Source organism: Bradyrhizobium sp. NAS80.1 (assembly GCF_001908205.1).
GTDB lineage: Bacteria > Pseudomonadota > Alphaproteobacteria > Rhizobiales > Xanthobacteraceae > Bradyrhizobium.
This window is the reverse complement of record NZ_LGHL01000097.1, coordinates 1-16,050: the sequence shown is the minus strand read 5'-3', so window position 1 is coordinate 16,050 and position 16,050 is coordinate 1. Positions and strand designations below refer to the sequence as shown.

Annotated in this window: 14 protein-coding genes and 1 pseudogene; 8 read left to right on the top strand and 7 right to left on the bottom strand. The window is 62.2% G+C overall.

Annotation, left to right across the window (positions count from 1 at the left end; translation table 11 throughout):
* Positions 1–427 precede the first annotated feature (427 nt).
* Together AC629_RS48895 and AC629_RS48890 are read left to right on the top strand one after the other, a co-directional pair.
* On the top strand, positions 428–2,302 hold the full coding sequence (locus AC629_RS48895; protein ID WP_245331955.1) for a beta strand repeat-containing protein: 1,875 nt from the start codon (positions 428–430) through the stop codon (positions 2,300–2,302).
* Positions 2,202–4,670: a putative Ig domain-containing protein gene (locus AC629_RS48890; protein ID WP_245331954.1), complete on the top strand. Its 2,469-nt coding sequence runs from the start codon at positions 2,202–2,204 to the stop codon at positions 4,668–4,670. The genes AC629_RS48895 and AC629_RS48890 overlap by 101 nt, the downstream gene beginning before the upstream one ends.
* 50 nt (positions 4,671–4,720) lie before the next feature.
* Here AC629_RS48890 and AC629_RS21835 read toward each other — a convergent pair whose 3' ends face one another.
* Positions 4,721–5,656, bottom strand: coding sequence for a septal ring lytic transglycosylase RlpA family protein (locus AC629_RS21835; protein ID WP_084807044.1), 936 nt, complete (start codon positions 5,654–5,656; stop codon positions 4,721–4,723).
* Positions 5,657–6,461: 805 nt separating this feature from the next.
* Here AC629_RS21835 and AC629_RS49900 point away from each other — a divergent pair.
* Positions 6,462–6,590: a hypothetical protein gene (locus tag AC629_RS49900; protein ID WP_283847345.1), complete on the top strand. Its 129-nt coding sequence runs from the start codon at positions 6,462–6,464 to the stop codon at positions 6,588–6,590.
* Between the two features lie 36 nt (positions 6,591–6,626).
* Here AC629_RS49900 and AC629_RS21830 read toward each other — a convergent pair whose 3' ends face one another.
* Positions 6,627–6,860, bottom strand: coding sequence for a hypothetical protein (locus AC629_RS21830; RefSeq protein WP_245331958.1), 234 nt, complete (start codon positions 6,858–6,860; stop codon positions 6,627–6,629).
* A gap of 150 nt (positions 6,861–7,010) precedes the next feature.
* Here AC629_RS21830 and AC629_RS21825 point away from each other — a divergent pair.
* Positions 7,011–7,276 (top strand): annotated as a pseudogene (locus AC629_RS21825) (YqhA family protein); the annotation flags it as partial.
* Between the two features lie 20 nt (positions 7,277–7,296).
* Here AC629_RS21825 and AC629_RS21820 read toward each other — a convergent pair.
* Entirely contained in the window at positions 7,297–7,614 is a 318-nt protein-coding gene (locus tag AC629_RS21820; RefSeq protein WP_084807057.1) for a DUF1476 domain-containing protein, read from the bottom strand.
* 252 nt (positions 7,615–7,866) lie between these two features.
* Here AC629_RS21820 and AC629_RS21815 point away from each other — a divergent pair, with 252 nt between their 5' ends.
* Positions 7,867–8,091 carry a hypothetical protein gene (locus AC629_RS21815; RefSeq protein WP_084807042.1) on the top strand — a complete coding sequence of 75 codons (225 nt, stop codon included), beginning with the start codon at positions 7,867–7,869 and terminating at the stop codon, positions 8,089–8,091.
* Positions 8,092–8,162: 71 nt separating this feature from the next.
* Here AC629_RS21815 and AC629_RS21810 read toward each other — a convergent pair whose 3' ends face one another.
* Together AC629_RS21810 and AC629_RS21805 are read right to left on the bottom strand one after the other, a co-directional pair.
* Entirely contained in the window at positions 8,163–8,354 is a 192-nt protein-coding gene (locus tag AC629_RS21810; protein ID WP_074119983.1) for a hypothetical protein, read from the bottom strand.
* A gap of 177 nt (positions 8,355–8,531) precedes the next feature.
* Positions 8,532–8,891 (bottom strand): type 1 glutamine amidotransferase family protein, encoded by a 360-nt coding sequence (locus AC629_RS21805; protein WP_245331953.1) that lies wholly within the window; start codon positions 8,889–8,891, stop codon positions 8,532–8,534.
* Positions 8,892–9,003: 112 nt separating this feature from the next.
* Here AC629_RS21805 and AC629_RS21800 point away from each other — a divergent pair, with 112 nt between their 5' ends.
* The 3 genes from AC629_RS21800 (at position 9,004) to AC629_RS21790 (ending at position 14,294) form a co-directional block, all read left to right on the top strand.
* Complete coding sequence (locus tag AC629_RS21800) at positions 9,004–10,416, top strand: sensor histidine kinase (protein WP_084807041.1); 1,413 nt, start codon at positions 9,004–9,006, stop codon at positions 10,414–10,416.
* Positions 10,417–10,529: 113 nt separating this feature from the next.
* A complete protein-coding gene (locus tag AC629_RS21795; RefSeq protein WP_168195555.1) occupies positions 10,530–11,417 on the top strand; it encodes an HpcH/HpaI aldolase/citrate lyase family protein in 888 nt (295 codons plus the stop codon).
* Between the two features lie 84 nt (positions 11,418–11,501).
* Positions 11,502–14,294: a UPF0182 family membrane protein gene (locus AC629_RS21790; RefSeq protein ID WP_084807039.1), complete on the top strand. Its 2,793-nt coding sequence runs from the start codon at positions 11,502–11,504 to the stop codon at positions 14,292–14,294.
* A 294-nt stretch (positions 14,295–14,588) separates the two neighbouring features.
* Here AC629_RS21790 and AC629_RS21785 read toward each other — a convergent pair whose 3' ends face one another.
* A complete protein-coding gene (locus tag AC629_RS21785) occupies positions 14,589–15,389 on the bottom strand; it encodes an ABC transporter permease (protein WP_084807038.1) in 801 nt (266 codons plus the stop codon).
* Entirely contained in the window at positions 15,386–15,979 is a 594-nt protein-coding gene (locus tag AC629_RS21780) for an ABC transporter ATP-binding protein (protein WP_084807037.1), read from the bottom strand. Before AC629_RS21780 ends, AC629_RS21785 begins: the two co-directional genes overlap by 4 nt.
* Between the last annotated feature and the right edge of the window lie 71 nt (positions 15,980–16,050).

The following is a 16,050-nucleotide window of genomic DNA, read 5'->3' as shown; positions in this document are numbered from 1 at the left end:
GAACGACAGCGATGCATAAATAAAAATGAACTCTGTGTGGTCCACTCGCTTAGATTGTTGAACAGCCCATGTTGACAGTCAAGCGGGTGAACAACCACAAATGGTCTTTACGTCATTCCGGCAATTGTTACGCAAGCATACTTTTGTTGCCACAATGCAACGGTTCGCCGGAAACTAGTTTCACAAGATGGGTTTTCGAGACGCTTGCGCCTGCGCTCGCTTGCATTTGCGTGCGGCGTCCGCTCCTAAATGCAAGCGAAGATATACATGAGTCATTTCGCGATCAGGAATTTCGGGACGGAAGCTCTGCTGTCGAGAGCTGCCGCGAGGGGGATCGGTGAGTCACGCGTTTGCTGCGGCCGTGCCAGCAGTAACCGGGGAGTTGGCGGACGCGGCGCGCAGAAGCCGAGCTGAACCTCGGCGGACATTGCGGACCCTTTGGAGTACGGCCCAGCGCATCTGCATCGCGGCCATCCTGATGCTCAGCGCCATGGTGGCGGCCAACGCTGCGTGCAATTTCACGAGCGGCACGGGCTCCGGCGCAACGATCACGATCAACGGGACCGGCGCAGGCAACGCGGTCGGTCTTTGCGTGACCAACGCTACGGTTTCGTTTGGTCTCTACGGCTCCTCGAACGGCGCCAATCCGAACATCGACGCTTTCAACAACTATCCGATGACTGCCGGAGGTGTGACTTTAACGAACCTGAACTATACGTCGGCCAAGGCCACCTATACGCTCGTTCCTGTCGACAACGGAGCCAACCAAAACCACACTGATGAATACGATATCCGGATAAACTCCCTCTCAGGAGGCGGCACCGACACGATCACGCTTTGGTACGCGAGCGGCTGCAATCCAGGCAACACGTGTAATTTCACGCCTACATTCACCGACACCTCGTTCACGATCACGGTCAACCTGCCCGCTGTTGCTCCGACCATCACTGCGGCATTCTCGCCAACCTCGATCACGACCGCGTCGGGCTCGACCTCGACACTGACACTGACGATCACCAATCCGAACAGTTTCACGCTCACCGGCCTTGCGGTCGTGGCAAGTGGGCTGCCCGTGAATTTGAACGGCAGCAGTCCGGCAACGACCTGTACCAGCGGCACGGCGACGTTTGCCGGCAACAGCCTCAGCCTGAGCGGCGCGAGCCTCAATTCCAGCTCTAGCTGCACGGTAACGCTCATCGTGTCGTCCACGACCCCCGGCAGCTACTCCTATACGACAGGGACGGTTTCAGCCTCCGGTCCCAGCGCCGTAACCGGAGGCGCCGCCACGACGGCCACGCCGCTGACCGTCACCGGACCAACCGCGACGCAGGCGATCGCATCCCAGACGCTGACGCAGAATCAGCCCACGACCAATTTCACGCCCGTGACCGGATCGGGCGGCACGGCGCCGCTGACCTACGGGATCTCGCCGGCGCTGCCGAGCGGCCTCACGTTCAATACGGCGACCGGCGCCATCACGGGATCGCCGACCGCAACCAGCGCGGCTACGACCTATACCGTCACCGTCACCGATGCCAACAACGCGCTGGCGAGCAATACGTTCAGCCTGACGGTCAACGCTGCCGTCAACGCAACGCAAGCAGTGGCGTCGAAGACGCTCACGGTGAACCAGGCTGCGACCAGTTTCACCCCGGTGACCGGCGGCGGCGGAAAGGCGCCGCTCAGCTACGGGATCAGCCCGTCACTTCCGGCGGGGCTGAACCTGAACACCGCGAACGGCGCAATCACTGGCTTGCCGACGGCAACGTTCGCCACGTCCACCTTCACTGTCACTGTCACCGATGCGAACAACGCCACCGCGTCGGCGACATTCTCGCTGACCGTGAACGGCGCGGTCACCGCGACGCAGTCGATCGCTGCGGTTACGCTGACGCAAAATCACGCCACGCCACCGTTCACGCCGGTTACGGGCGGCGGAGGCACCGCGCCGCTCAATTATGCCGTCTCACCATCGCTCCCGACCGGCCTGACGCTCAACAGCTCGACGGGCGCCATCTCGGGTACGCCGACAGCGACGCAAACGGCGTCGAGCTTCACGATCACGGTGACCGACACGAACTTGGCGACTGCGAGCAATACGTTCAGCCTGACGGTCAACGCCGCTGTGACGGCAACCCAGGCGGTCGCAGCGGCCACAGGCACGGTCGGACATGCCATGACACCATTCACGCCGGTGACTGGTGCCGGCGGCACGGGCACCCCCCGTCTACGTCGTCTCGCCGACGCTGCCCGCCGGCTTGAGCTTCAATACCAGCAACGGGCAGGTCACCGGCACGCCTAGTGCGGTAAGCTCAACCACGATCTACACAGTGACCGTGACCGACACCAAAAGTGCGGCCGCAAGCAACACGTTCAGCCTGACCATCACTGGCCCGGTGACGGCAACCCAGGCTGTCCCCTCGATCCCGCTGACCCAGAATCACGCGGTGACGCCGGTGACACCGGTGACGGGCGCGGGCGGCTCGACTCCCTTGTCCTACTCGGTTTTACCGGCCCTGGCGACCGGGCTGAATTTCAATACGAGCACGGGGCAGATCACGGGCACTCCGACGGTCACGCTCGCCGCGACGACGTTCACCGTCACTGTGACGGATGCCAACTCTGCGACCGCGACCAATTCGTTCAGCCTGACCATCAGCGGCGCGGTGACGGCCGTACAAGCGGTGCCCTCGACCGTGCTGACTGCCAATCAAGCCGTAACGACGTTCACGCCGGTCACCGGCGGCGGCGGCACTGCGCCGCTCACCTTCGGCGTATCGCCCGCCCTGCCCGCAGGTCTCACGTTCAGTACGTCGAACGGTAGCATTTCCGGCACGCCGACCGCGACGATCGGAGCCACCACGTTCACCGTCACCGTGACGGATGCCAACAGCGCGACCGCGACGAACACATTCAGCCTTACCGTCAACGGTGCGGTGACAGCGACCACGGCCGTTCCGTCCAAAGCACTGCCGATCAACCAGGCCGTCACGCCATTTACGCCGGTGACCGGTTCGGGCGGAACCGGCGCACTAACTTATGCGATCTCCCCAGCGTTGCCCGCCGGCCTTTCCTTCAACACCGCCACGGGATCACTCAGCGGCACGCCGACCACGCCGCAACCGACGACGACCTTCACGGTCACGGTCACCGATACCAACAGCGCAACGGCCAGCTCGACCTTCAGCCTCTCCGTCGGACAGGTCGCCACCACGGTCGCCCTTACCTCGTCGCTCAATCCGAGCCAGTTCGGCCAGCCCGTGACATTCAGCGCGACCGTCGCCGGCGCGGGCGGCACGCCGACCGGCACGGTGACCTTCAGCGACAATGGCAGCGCGATCGGCACCGGAACCCTGAGCGGGGGCGTTGCCACGTTCACGACGTCGGCGCTTGCCGTCGGCAACCACACCGTCACCTCAAGCTACGGCGGCAGCGCGCTGTTCGCACCGAGCACGTCGACCGCGCTGGCGCAAAGCGTGAACGTGCCCGCCGACAGTCTCAAGCTGCGCGCCTTGCAGCTCAATGTGACCAAGGCGGTGGCGCAGAATTCCGGCCAAGCCATTTCCGGGGCCATCGACGACGCCATCTCCGATGGGTTCACCACGGATGGCGGCTCGCTCGTCACACCGGGCAATGGGCGCATGCGGATCAACTTCTCCGCCGATCCGCGCGATGACGATGATGCAGCAGCGGGCAGCAGCGGTGCCTCACGCAGTGCGTATGGCACCGAGCGCAATGCGGGCCCGGACGGCGGCGGACGCGGGCGGCGCGGCGGCTCGCGCGTCGACGATGCATTCGCCGCGATCGACCAACAAATGCCGCGGAAGGCGGTGCCGAAATGGCACCAGGACAAGCAATGGCTGCTCTGGGCTGACATCCGTGGAAGCGGCGTCGATCGCTGGAATTCATCGAACTCCTTTGGTGTCGGCCAGGTCAACCAGGCCTCGCTCCATGGCCAGCAGGTGAACGCGCTGATGGGGCTGACCTATCGCGCCAGACCGGACCTGCTCGTAGGCGTGCTCGGCGGTTATGAAAACTTCAGCTACACCGACGACAGCGTCAACGGAAAGCTCAAGGGCGATGGCTGGACGGTCGGCGCCTATCTCGGCTGGAAGATCATCCCGACGCTGCGCTACGACGCCGCCGTGGCCTATTCCGGCATCGGCTATGACGGTCTAGCCGGCACGGCACAGGGCAATTTCAACGGCAATCGGTGGCTGGTCTCGACCGGCTTCACCGGCACCTATAAATGGGCCGGCTTCTACGTGGAGCCCTCGGCCAAGGTCTATGCGCTGTGGGAGCGGGAAAATGCCTATGTCGACTCGCTCGGCATCCAGCAGTCTGCCCACAACTTTGCCAACGGCCGCGCCTCGGCCGGCAACAAGGTGAGCTACCCCGTGCAATGGCTCGATAACGTGCTGCTCGCACCCTATGTCGGCCTATATGCCGACTATTACTTCACCGACGACCAGGCTGCCGCGATCGTTGCCGCGGGCGGCGTCCCGCTCGCCTCGACGCCGCTGCTTCAGGGCTGGTCAGCGCGGGTGACGGGCGGCGTCGGTGCGCGGCTTGCGAGCGGCGCAACCCTTGGCGTCGGTGCCGAGCTCGGCGGCGTCGGCGGCAACACGCAGGTCTGGACCTTCAGGGGACGTGCTCAGGTGCCGTTCTGAACCCGCGCCGAGGCTGGGACACAGACGGCCGTCAATGGAGCGATGATCGCTTAATAGAGGCCGCGGCCACTCAGGATGCTGCGGGCCTCGGCGACGCCGTCCGAGCCATAGGCGGCTGACGGCGCGCTCTCGGTCGCGTAGCGGCCGTCCTCGTCATAGGACACGGCCCGCGCGTTCTGGAGCGCCCGGCCCCGGCTACGGCTCGACGCTGACATCTCCGAGGTCGCATTGAGCGAAGCCATGTCGACGGAGGTGTTGCCGAGATTGTAGGGCCGCCCCTCCGGCATTGGAACCTCGCCGCGAACGGCGCCACGGCTCGACGACGGCAGCTCGGGCACGAACGGCCTAGCCGAAGCGACCCGGACCATCGAGGGCGACGGCGCCGGAATCCCGGTGCGCAGGGTCGCGATCAGCTGGCGGTCGTCGGAGCCTTCGAGCGGTGCCCGGCCGACATATTCGACACGGACCTTGGCGACACCATGGCCTTTGAATTCAAGGAGTTCGGCGGCTTTGTTCGAGACATCGATGAGCCGGTTGCCGTGATATGGCCCGCGATCGTTGACGCGGACGATCAGCGATTTGCCGTTCGCCACGTTAGTCACCCGCGCATAGGACGGCATCGGCAAGGTAGGATGCGCCGCTGTCAGCGAACCCATGTCGAACACTTCGCCATTGGCGGTCAGGCGGCCGTGGAAATCGTCGCCATACCAGGACGCCATGCCCTCGGCGCGATAGTTGACGTCCTCCTCCGGCACGTAGGTCCGGCCCGCGACGACATAGGGCTTGCCGACGCGATAGGTGCCGCCGCCCTTCGGGACTGGATCACCCCAGGCCACCACCCGGGGGCTCGAGGACACGCCGTATTTCGGATCGACGCGGCTGGCGAACTTGTTGGAGGACGCGCAATTGGCGACCGCGAGGCATGTCGCAGCCGCCGCGACACCGCGCGCAACCCGCAAAACCGAATCTGACCGTCGGATCCCCATTCGCCCCAATACCATTTCGCCGGAGGCGCGCATCCAACCCGCTTTGGCCACGGGGAGCGCGGTCCGGTCCCTTGCTCCGAGGCGGCCCACCACCGCGTCGGAAGTCGTAACGATATCGCAACCTGAACACGGCGGAAATGGGGAGCCCACAGCGATCGCACCGGTATGGTAAACAGGGCGTTCGCTTCTCCCCGTTCATCTACGGAGCGCGGGCCCCCCTGTTCTGTGCCACTCCCGGACAGGCTGTTGCGCCGAATCCTCACTCCACCCCCATTGTCTCGGCGCTCACCGGAATTCTTTTGACTGTGCAAGGCCGCACGCGTTTTCTCGGCTGGCAGGGGCGGAATGGAAATTGACGATGATCGAGACGGTTTCGGCACTGATGGGTCTGGTAAGCGCGGGGATCTTCCTGGCTCATGCGTTTGAAGGTTACCGCACGCGGGCCTGAGGCCATTCGTGCGGGCGGCAAGCATCACCTCTTTCAGACGGCGCGTTCGGATAATCTTAATCAATCCGATCGAGCATTGAAAACGAGAGCGGCAGGTGTCCCATGCGTAACCATGACCTCGTATCCGATGGCTTCCTGGCATTGACCGCCGGCGGGTTGGTTCTTCTTTGCTCGAGCCTTGTGGCACTGGCCTTCGGCTGAGCACCACCACAACTTTCCCTTTTTCTAACCACAACTACACCGCGACGCAGCATCCGACCTTGTCCGCGTTGCCCATGCTCCCGTTTAGTTGATTGAATTTCTGCGTTCGGCGCCTCGACTCATTTCAAGAGGCCATCACCAATGAGGGTGACGCAAATGCTTGCTGAGAAATTCTTTCTGGTCCTGGAATCCTTGATCCGCGGCGACCGCACCTATCCTGACGGGAGTCCCCGTGTCATCAGCACCTCCCCGCACGTGCCGGTGAAGCTGCAGGGCCAGAAATAGTCGGCCCCCGTCCGCGAATTTCGAATCACGCGCCGCTCAGCGCAGGCCCAAAAGCGAGCGGCGGTAGAAGCCATCGCGGGCCTCGCTCCGGCAGACGAAGCTGCCATCAAACCCTTGGCCATAAAGCTTCTGGCCCCTGCCGTAGTAAACGCCCTTCCTGAAATCCAGCCAGACCACCTGGTCGTGCGGACAATGGCGTTGTGCCTGCGCCTCGTAGCGAAACGGCGTTAGCGGCGTTGCCGACGCCTCGGCGGCACCGACGCCAAGCATCACCGCCGCAACCAGCGTGATCCTCCCCGACCCTTTGCCAAAGACGCTTCTCACTTTCCCCTCCCGATCGAAGCCGTAGCGCGGCGGCCATCCCGGACGATAGCACGTGGCCGCGTGATCTGCAGGTGGCGGCGCGCGGTCTCGCGTCCGATGAGCGTGCTCGCGCTGATCAATGTCGTGATGATCTCGCTCGTGGTGGCCATCGCCGGCGGCTACGAAACGTTCGTCTCGCGGCTCGACCTGCAGGGGCATTCCGACGAGCCGGAATGGCTCGGCCGCGTCAATGCGAGCGTCCTGAAGATCGAGCTCGCGATGGCCATCATCGGCATAATCCACCTTACCTTCGTCGCGTTGCGATCGGGATCGCCTTCGTCGACAAGCTCAGCGATTCAGGCGCGCGTAAGCAGGCCGAGTGAGGCGCAGCGGCCCGCCTCTTTCATCTGCCTGCTTGGAGCTGCTGCATGGCCTGGTGAAGGCATTCCTGAAGCTTCTGCGCGACCTGCTCGCGCGCTATCCCCGTGCCGGCGAGATCGCCGGATACCTTGTCGACGACATCGTCAATCGTCCGACTTTGCAGATGGTCCGTCACCAGCACCGTCGCATAACTCGCTGCGGCGTCGCCGCTGAGCCCGAGCTGGGCTGCGGCCCAGAGCCCGAGCAGCTTGTTGGATCGGGCCGCGGCCTTGAACATGAGCTCCTCGTCTTGGACGAATTTGGCCTCAAAGCCCTGCTCGCGCTTGTCGAACGTGGTCATGGTCAGCTCCATTGCGTTTCGCTGCTGGGGGTCGGACTGGCTGGGAGCGAACGTCTCCATGGTTCAGGTCAGTTGATGATCATTTGAATCTTCCGGCGGAAGGCAAACGCCGTCAAGCCTGCAGGCGTGCCGCGCACCGGTGTGTTCGCGGCGCCACCAGCCTTGCGCCAGTTACGTCGGCTAGATGGGGTTGTTTACCATTCGTTAGGCAGACTCGGCGCCGCATGCGCCCGAGACATCGAGAGCTGACGCATGAACAAAGAGCTGCGGGAGTTTCGACGGCTTGAACGGCTCTGCCTGGAGCAGGCCGCCCTCTCCACCATGGATCTCGCGCGAAGCGGGCTGCTCAAGGTCGCCGACGATTGTCGCATCGCAGCCGAAGCGATCGAGGCACAATCTCCCCGCGGCGCATTCGCAGACGCTGTCCAGGCGCTCAAGCTGGCTCTGAGCCCAACCCGGGTGTCAAACCGGTACTAGTCTCCGGTATCGGCCGGGGCACTGCTTCGGCGATCGATTCGGGAGTTTTTCGGCGCGAAGGCCTGACCGGCTCAGCCCTTTGCGGCCGCCGCTTCACGCGCGAGACGTTCGGCTTTCAGCCGTTCCCGGTTGGCGTGAAACGCCTTCTGCGCCGCTTCATGATCGCGCATGGCCTTTTCGGCCTCGATGCGGCGTGCCGCATCGCGCGCCTGGCGCTGTTCGGGAGTCAAAGGTTTGCGTCGGAAGGACAGGTCTTCAGTCATGCCGAGATAACGCAGATGCAACGAAAGGGTTCCGCGAACCGGTCCGGGCGGATCAGCGCGGCCGATGAAAACCTCAACATATCAGATGGTTAGCGATAGACTAGACAGCCCGACGGACCTATCGTTTCGCGCCGCGGGCTTTACGCCCGAAGACATTGCGGCGTTGACGGGATCGCACTACGAACAGGCGGGTCCAGATAGTGCTGGGTGTTTTGCTGCACCTGGCGCGCCAGCTCCGTGCGCGAGCAGCGTGATCAACATCAGGGCCTCATCGCGACCGGCCGAAATTCCGCCTCCGGTCAGGCGATGACGATCCAGCACCAAACGTGCGTGTCCTTCGGCTACCTTCACCTTTGGGAAGAGCGCAGTGGAGCATTTGAGGAAGGCCCAATGCGTCGTCGCCCATTGGTCGTCGCGACGCCCCGAGGCCGCGAGCAACATCGCCCCCTTGCAGACCAAGCACATGTACAGTGCGCCGGCGATGTCGAGCATGCCGACGCCGTCGTAGACGGGGATTCCGATCTTCATCGCCCGCAATGTCGCCGCTCCAGCTTGGGCAGCTCGCGGCGAACGCGACATCTTTGTCAGCGACGCGGCCCTAAACCTGTCGTAGAGACGTCAAATACATCCTTTAGCGATTGATGTTGGAATGCTTGCCCTATTGATACGTTTGGGACTGCGCTTCGAAGACGATATTGAGGAGCGGCGGTTTGTTGACCGATACGTTCGAAGCAACCTCGGGTGGACGCAGATCGCGATGCTGCTCGGCGCTGCCACTTATGCCGGCTACACCATCTGGGATTGGGTGCTCTACCCCGAAATCGTTTCGACCACGCTTGCAATCCGTGGCGGCACTGCCGTGCTCGTGCTGCTCCCGCTGACCGCTCTGCTTTCCAGACGATCGATGAAACCACGGGCGGAGACGATTTTCCTCGTCTATTGTGTTATCCCAGGCTGCATCCTGCCGAGCATTTATCTTGTCCTGCCGTCGGGCTTCACGTTTGCCGCTCCTGGCATGATGATGATCATCCTGTTCGTCTCGACCATGCTGCCATTGCGGATTGGCTCGCTGGCGATTTTCTGCTTGCTGTCGTGGGGGGCGCTGATCGTCGCCGAGACATTCGCGCCGACGCTGCCGCCGGGCCTGAGATTCATCAATCATTCTCTTGTCTTGAACGCTTACGCTTTGTCGCTCTACGGGGTGGCTGCGCGCGAGTACCGGGCGAGAAAGCAATTCCGAACGTCCGAGGCATTGCAGCGAGAAAAGGAGCGCTCGGAAACATCACTCCGCGATCTGCGCGCAACCCAGGCCCATCTTGTGCAAGCCGAAAAACTCGCTTCGCTCGGCCAGCTCGTGGCCGGCGTTGCGCACGAAGTCAGCACCCCGCTAGGCCTAGCCTTGACGACCTCCACAGCCATGCAGACTGACCTGCAGACAATGTCTGATGTATTGAGCGGAGCCGCGGTCCGGCGATCCGACCTCATGAAGGGAATTAGCAGGTTGAAGCAAGGGCTTCACTTGACCTTCGATAGTCTGCACCGGGCATCCGAAATGGTGCATAGCTTCAAGCAGGTTGCGGTCAATCAAGCCGATGAGGATCGCCGGACTTTTGAACTCAAGGACTGGCTGTCTGAGTTGATGGTCAAGCTCGGACCGCTCCTGTCGCACCATGGTTTGGTCGTCGAGGTGCAATGCCCGTCAGGAATCAAGTTGAACAGCTACCCCGGAGCGCTTGCTCAGGTGATCAGCAACCTGGCTCTCAATACTGCAGGACACGCTTACCCTAACAAACGAGGCGGCAGATTTGCGATAGCGGTCGATCAGCAGGAGCCGGAAACGGTTCGGCTTGTCTGCTCCGACGAAGGCGTCGGCATTCCCGCCGACTTGCAGACACACATCTTCGATCCTTTCGTCACGACACGTCGCGAGAGTGGCAATACCGGTCTCGGGCTGCACATTGCGTTCAACCTCGTCGTCTCGTCGCTCAGAGGGCGTCTTCGACTGGAAAGCAAGCCTGGCCCAGGAACTCAGATAGCCATCGAGATTCCGCTCGCTGCGTAGCACTGCGGGGCTCGCGCCCGAAGCCATGATCGTGTCCGGGACATCCCGCGCCCTGCTTGATCGCAATCGGTCGCTAGTCCTAACATGCGAATGATCTAATGGATGCCGCTCCTATGCTTGATCCAGACCTTCGCCGCACCTGGCTTTTCGGCCCAGGCGCCGACCGCGCCGCCCATGAGAGCATGCTGGATAGCGGCGCGGATGCACTGATCGTCGACCTGGAAGACTTCACGCCGCCGGAACGACGTGGCAACGCACGCGAATTACTGGCCCGCTTTGTTCAAGACTGCCGCGACCGCAGGTGCATTGCGGCAATTCGCATCATGCTTTGGAGGCTGACTGACGGCACAGTCGACCTCGCTGCAGCCATGAAGGCTGGCCCCGACGTGATCGCGTACCCAATGAGCGATAGCGCTGGGCAGATGCGGGCTTTGGACCAGGCGATTACTCATTGGGAGCAAGAGCTCAACATCGCTGCAAAGAGGACTGAAATATTGCCAGTCTGCGAAACTGCGTTGGGCGTCGTTGAAGTTCGCACGATCGCTGCAGGCAGCTCTCGAATTCGCTGCGCATTGCTGGGAGCGGAGGACCTGGCCAATGATCTGTGCGCCGAGCGAGGCGCCGATGCGATCGAGCTAGACCATGCGCGCCGACGTTTCGTCCTGGAAGCACGCGCAGCCGGCATTGAACCAATCGATGCACCCTACACGTTCAGCGACGCTGAGGGCGCGGTTCGCGAGGCAACTCTGTCACGCCGTCTTGGCTATCGCAGCAAGTCCTTGGTACGTCCCGCGCACGCCGGAGCGCTCAACGCGGTATTTACCCCTAGCGCAGACGAGGTGACTCGAGCACGCGCGATAGTCGACGGCTTCGACGCGGCGCGTGCGCGCGGGGAAGATCGCGCCTTGGTCGACGGGCTTTGGGTCGGAGTGCCCACATACCGCAACGCGCGCAGGCTCATTGAGCGAGCAGAACGGTTGAAACGGATATCCGCGAACTGAACGGTCGTAGAGGGCGGAGAAAAAAGCGGGTGCGTCGCCACCGCGACAGGCGCGCCACGTCCGTCGTTCTGCTATAATGTCACTATGACGATCGGGATTTCAGGACCCGAACGGAAGGCACCAGGGCGAAGCGCTGTGGTGGGATTTATCATCGCGGCCATCATCGCCGCAATCGGCCTGATCCTACTCGCTCTCGTCGGCGATTTTCTGGTCGATTGGATGTGGTTCTCGTCGATCGGCTACAACGAGGTCTTCTGGACCACAATTGGCGCGAAAGCCGCCGTCTTCCTTGTTGTTTTCGCGGCGACCGCCGCCATCTTGTGGGCGAACGCGCGGCTTGCGCTTGGTCTTGCCGGGCAGCAAACCCGATTGCCTGCGGCATTTGTCCCAACACTTGCGGCCGCTGCGGCTCAGCCTGATCCGCTCGAATTCCTGCGCGAGCGGCTGCCGTGGCGCGGCGTGATCGCCGTCAGCAGCAGCCTCGTCGCCTTGTTTGTCGCCTGGGGCGAGGTCGGCAACTGGGGCACGCTGCTCCGATTGATCTATCAGGTGCCCTACGGCAGCAGCGATCCCCTGTACGACAAGGATATCGGTTTCTACCTCTTCTCCCTGCCCGCGTTTGTCGCCGTCAAGAATTGGGCAATGCTGACGCTCGTCATGAGCGCACTGTTCGCCGGATTTGTCTATTGGGTGCATGGCGACATCGAGGACCGGGCGCAGCGAATATCGCCGGCGGCGATCTCCCACGGTTCGGCGCTGCTTGGCTTTTTCTTCGGCGTGAAGGCGTGGTCCTACAGCCTCGACCGCTACCACCTGCTATTCGGCGACAACGGCGTGGTGGTCGGCGCAGGCTATACCGACGTCCACGTCGAATTGCCGGTCCTGTGGATCCTGATCGCGTTGTCGATCGTCGCCGCCTTGGCCGCATGGGCGAACCTGTGGGTTCGTACCTACCGCCTCCCCACCGCCGCCATTGCGCTGCTGTTCAGCGCCGCTTTCCTGCTATCGGGCGTCATCCCCGCAGTTTTTCAGCGCTTCTATGTCAGGCCAAACGAGCTGGACTGGGAGCGTCCCTACATCGAACGCAACATCGCGCTGACCCGGGAGGCCTACAATCTCAATCGAATCTCACCGAAGCCGTTCCCTGCGGAGCAGACCCTGACCTTCAGCACGCTCGACGCCAACAAGGCGACGATCGAGAACATAAGGCTGTGGGATTGGCAACCATTGGCCGATACTTACGCGCAATTGCAGGAGATCCGCACCTACTACAAGCTGCGCAACCTCGATGTCGACCGCTACTGGCTCGGCGGCACCTACCAGAGCGTGATGCTCTCGGCGCGCGAGCTGAATTCCGACCTTCTGCCGCCCAACGCGCAGACCTGGGTCAACCGTCACATCCTGTTCACCCACGGCAATGGTGCGGTGCTGAGTCCGGTCACCCAGAAGAGCGGCGAAGGGCTTCCGCTCCTCTACCTGCACGATGTTCCTCCGGTTGCACAGGGAGGTCCCGACATTCGCGAGCCGCGCATCTACTACGGGCTGCAGACCGAGGACTACGTCATCGTCAAGGCAACCGTGCCGGAGTTCGATTATCCCAAAGGAAAGGACAACGTCTATGCGTCCTATGACGGCGCCGGCGGCGTCCCGCTGTCGAGCATGGTGCGGCGCCTGATCTTCGCCCACCACTTCAACGACGTAAATCTGCTTCTTTCAGACTACATCGGCGATGGCAGCCGGATCATGATCCGGCGCAACATCCGGAAGCGGGTCGACACGATCGCCCCCTTTCTCACGCTGGATCGCGATCCCTATCTGGTGATCAGCGAGGGCCGCATGTTCTGGATCCAGGACGCCTACACGACCAGCGAATATTTTCCCTACGCGCAGCCCGTGCCCGGCCCCAACCTTAACTACATAAGAAATTCGGTGAAGGCCGTGATCGACGCCTATAACGGCACGGTCGACTTCTACCTGATGGACCCAGCCGATCCCATCGCCGCGACCTATCGCCGAATCTTCCCGGGCCTGTTCAAGCCGTTCGCGGCCATGCCGGCAGATCTTCAAAAGCACATTCGCTATCCCGAAGACCTGTTCCTCATCCAGGCGCGGCTGTTCCAGACCTACCACATGGAGGCAGCCGATGTTTTCTATAACCGCGAGGACCTCTGGCAATTCCCGCGTCAGCCGGCCGGCGACGGCGTCTCTTCAATGGACGGCACGACCGTGATGGCCCCCTACTACATCATCATGCGACTGCCTGGAGAAGCGCAAGCCCAGTTCTTTCTCATGATCCCGATGGTGCCGAGCCGTCGCGACAACATGATCGCCTGGCTTGCCGCGCGCTGCGATGAGCCCGGCTATGGCAAGCTGATCGTGTACGAATTTCCAAAGGAGAAGCTGGTCTACGGGCCGTTCCAGATCGAGGCGAGAATTCATCAGAACACGGAGATCTCCCAGCAGATATCACTGTGGAACCAGATGGGGTCACGGGTGATCCGGGGAAACTTGCTCGTGATCCCGATCGAGAATTCGATCCTTTACGTGTCGCCACTGTATTTGCGAGCCGAGCAAGGACATTTGCCGGAGCTCAAGCGCGTGATTGCCGCCTATGGTGAGCATGTCGTCATGAGGGAAACGCTTGGCGAGGCCCTGTCGGCACTGTTTGTGGACAGCGGCCCCTCCCCGGCAGCGTCGGGTGTGACCGCGGAAACACCAACCGAAGGTTCCGCGGCAGCACGCGCGCAGGAGGCGCTTGCGCACTACAACCAGGCCATGGAGCGGTTGAAATCCGGTGACTGGGCAGGCTTCGGCAAAGAGATCGATGCGGTGCGCGGCATTTTGGAAGATACCCGCCGGCCATCGGGTAGCCGCTGAGGTACCCGAGAAGCGCTATGTCTGACTTGCCACGCCAAGACCCCAGAACGGCGTAACTCACTGATTTTGTTGCGAAGTTCGAACGACTACGACAGGTTGCCCGGCGTGGCATTCAAGTCCTGTCGAAGGCAACGAGCTCGCTGGGCGCCTGAGGCTTCGACTGCTGTGCTGGGTCACCTTCATGCCCGGCTCGAGACCGCTCGCGCCCCGGCAGACGACAACATTGATCTCTTCGAGCGCAGACAATCGATTCCCAACGAGTTACGTGATCTCCTCGATTTGCGGTGATTCCATCTACTTTTCGCTCGCGATCCGATCCAGGCGCAATCGATGCCGGCGATCGGTGAGCAGACGTCCACCACCGAGGACTGCCGCAAGCGTTCCCAGTCCCGTGCCGCCTGCAATCAGGAACATGATCAGGAGTTGATATTTGACGGCGTCGACCGGTTCGACGCCCGCGAGGATCTGCCCGGTCATCATCCCGGGGAGAGAAACGAGGCCAATCGCCGCCATGCCGTTGATGGTCGGCATAAAACCGCTTCGCAGCGCATCCCGGATCACGGGGAGAAGTGCCTGATAGCGCGTGCCTCCCAGCGCAAGGCAGGATTCGACCGCAGCCCGTTCGCGCATCGCACCGTTGACGAGCACGTCCAGGCCCAGGCTTACCCCGGTCATGGTGTTGCCGAGGATCATTCCCAACAGCGGCAGCGCATAGCGCGGATGATACCAGGGCTCCGGACGTAGCTGCGTAAGAAGCGAAAACATCGTGACGGTACCGGCAGCGAGCAAAGTGCACCCTGTCCCCAAGCCGTAGGTCCAAAGACCCAGCAACCGTCGCTTCTGACGAACGACGATCTCGCGCGATGCGAATAAGACCATGATGAAGGCCGCGAGCGCGGTCCAGAACGGCGATACGGCAGCGAACAGAAACGTCAGCACATAACCGACGAGCACAAGCTGAACCACCATTCGCACGCTCGCGACAGCAAGTTGCCATTCGAGCCTGAGATGCAGCAGAAGCGAGAGTGCGCCATTCATGACGACGAGGAGCGCAGGCAGGATCAGATCGTTGTAGCCGAGCTGGATATAGCTCAAAGCAAATGCTCCTCGATCCGACCACTGGACATCATGAACAAGCGCGATCCGACGCGTCTGGCCTGGGCGCCATTGTGAGTGCTCCACACGACGCTTGTGCCGGTCGACACACGCTCGGCGACAATGGCTTCGACGGAGGCGGTCGATTCCGGATCGAGGGCCGACGTGGGCTCATCCAGCAAGAGCACGCGCGACTGCAACAGAAGAGCACGCACAAGCCCGAGCCGCTGCTTCTCGCCGGTGGAAAGTCTGCGGATCGGCCAAGTCCCGCAGCTGGACGGCAGGCCCAATTTTTCGACCAGGTCTAGCGCCTCACGCCAGGCGATAAAGTGCTCCTGCACGGTGTCCGCCCACCAGCCGGGCTCAGCGGCGACGTAAGTCACCTTCTTTCGCCACGCGGGAGCCGGCATGGCTTCTCTCGCCGTGCCGTCCAGCTTGATGGAGCCTTCATTCGGATCAAGATCGGCAATGGCGCGCAGCAAGAGGCTCTTGCCGACGCCGGACGGCCCTTGCAGCGCAATGCATTCTCCATCGGCCAACTCGAATGAAACCGAGACATGCAGGCGCTTGAGGGTATCGACAGTGAGCATCGTTAAATGACCTTAGCGCCTTGCGAAGGGCTGCTTCTTTGCCTAGGTTACTGGAACGGGGATTTCCAGTC

What these genes read in the sequence shown, in the direction of transcription:
- AC629_RS21835 (WP_084807044.1), bottom strand. Translation starts at nt 5,656, where the DNA reads ATGGGGATCCGACGGTCAGATTCGGTTTTGCGGGTTGCGCGCGGTGTC.
- AC629_RS21800 (WP_084807041.1), top strand. Translation starts at nt 9,004, where the DNA reads ATGCTTGCCCTATTGATACGTTTGGGACTGCGCTTCGAAGACGATATT.
- AC629_RS21790 (WP_084807039.1), top strand. Translation starts at nt 11,502, where the DNA reads ATGACGATCGGGATTTCAGGACCCGAACGGAAGGCACCAGGGCGAAGC.
- AC629_RS21810 (WP_074119983.1), bottom strand. Translation starts at nt 8,354, where the DNA reads ATGACTGAAGACCTGTCCTTCCGACGCAAACCTTTGACTCCCGAACAG.
- AC629_RS49900 (WP_283847345.1), top strand. Translation starts at nt 6,462, where the DNA reads ATGCTTGCTGAGAAATTCTTTCTGGTCCTGGAATCCTTGATCCGCGGC.
- AC629_RS21815 (WP_084807042.1), top strand. Translation starts at nt 7,867, where the DNA reads ATGAACAAAGAGCTGCGGGAGTTTCGACGGCTTGAACGGCTCTGCCTG.
- AC629_RS21780 (WP_084807037.1), bottom strand. Translation starts at nt 15,979, where the DNA reads ATGCTCACTGTCGATACCCTCAAGCGCCTGCATGTCTCGGTTTCATTC.
- AC629_RS21830 (WP_245331958.1), bottom strand. Translation starts at nt 6,860, where the DNA reads ATGCTTGGCGTCGGTGCCGCCGAGGCGTCGGCAACGCCGCTAACGCCG.
- AC629_RS21795 (WP_168195555.1), top strand. Translation starts at nt 10,530, where the DNA reads ATGCTTGATCCAGACCTTCGCCGCACCTGGCTTTTCGGCCCAGGCGCC.
- AC629_RS21820 (WP_084807057.1), bottom strand. Translation starts at nt 7,614, where the DNA reads ATGACCACGTTCGACAAGCGCGAGCAGGGCTTTGAGGCCAAATTCGTC.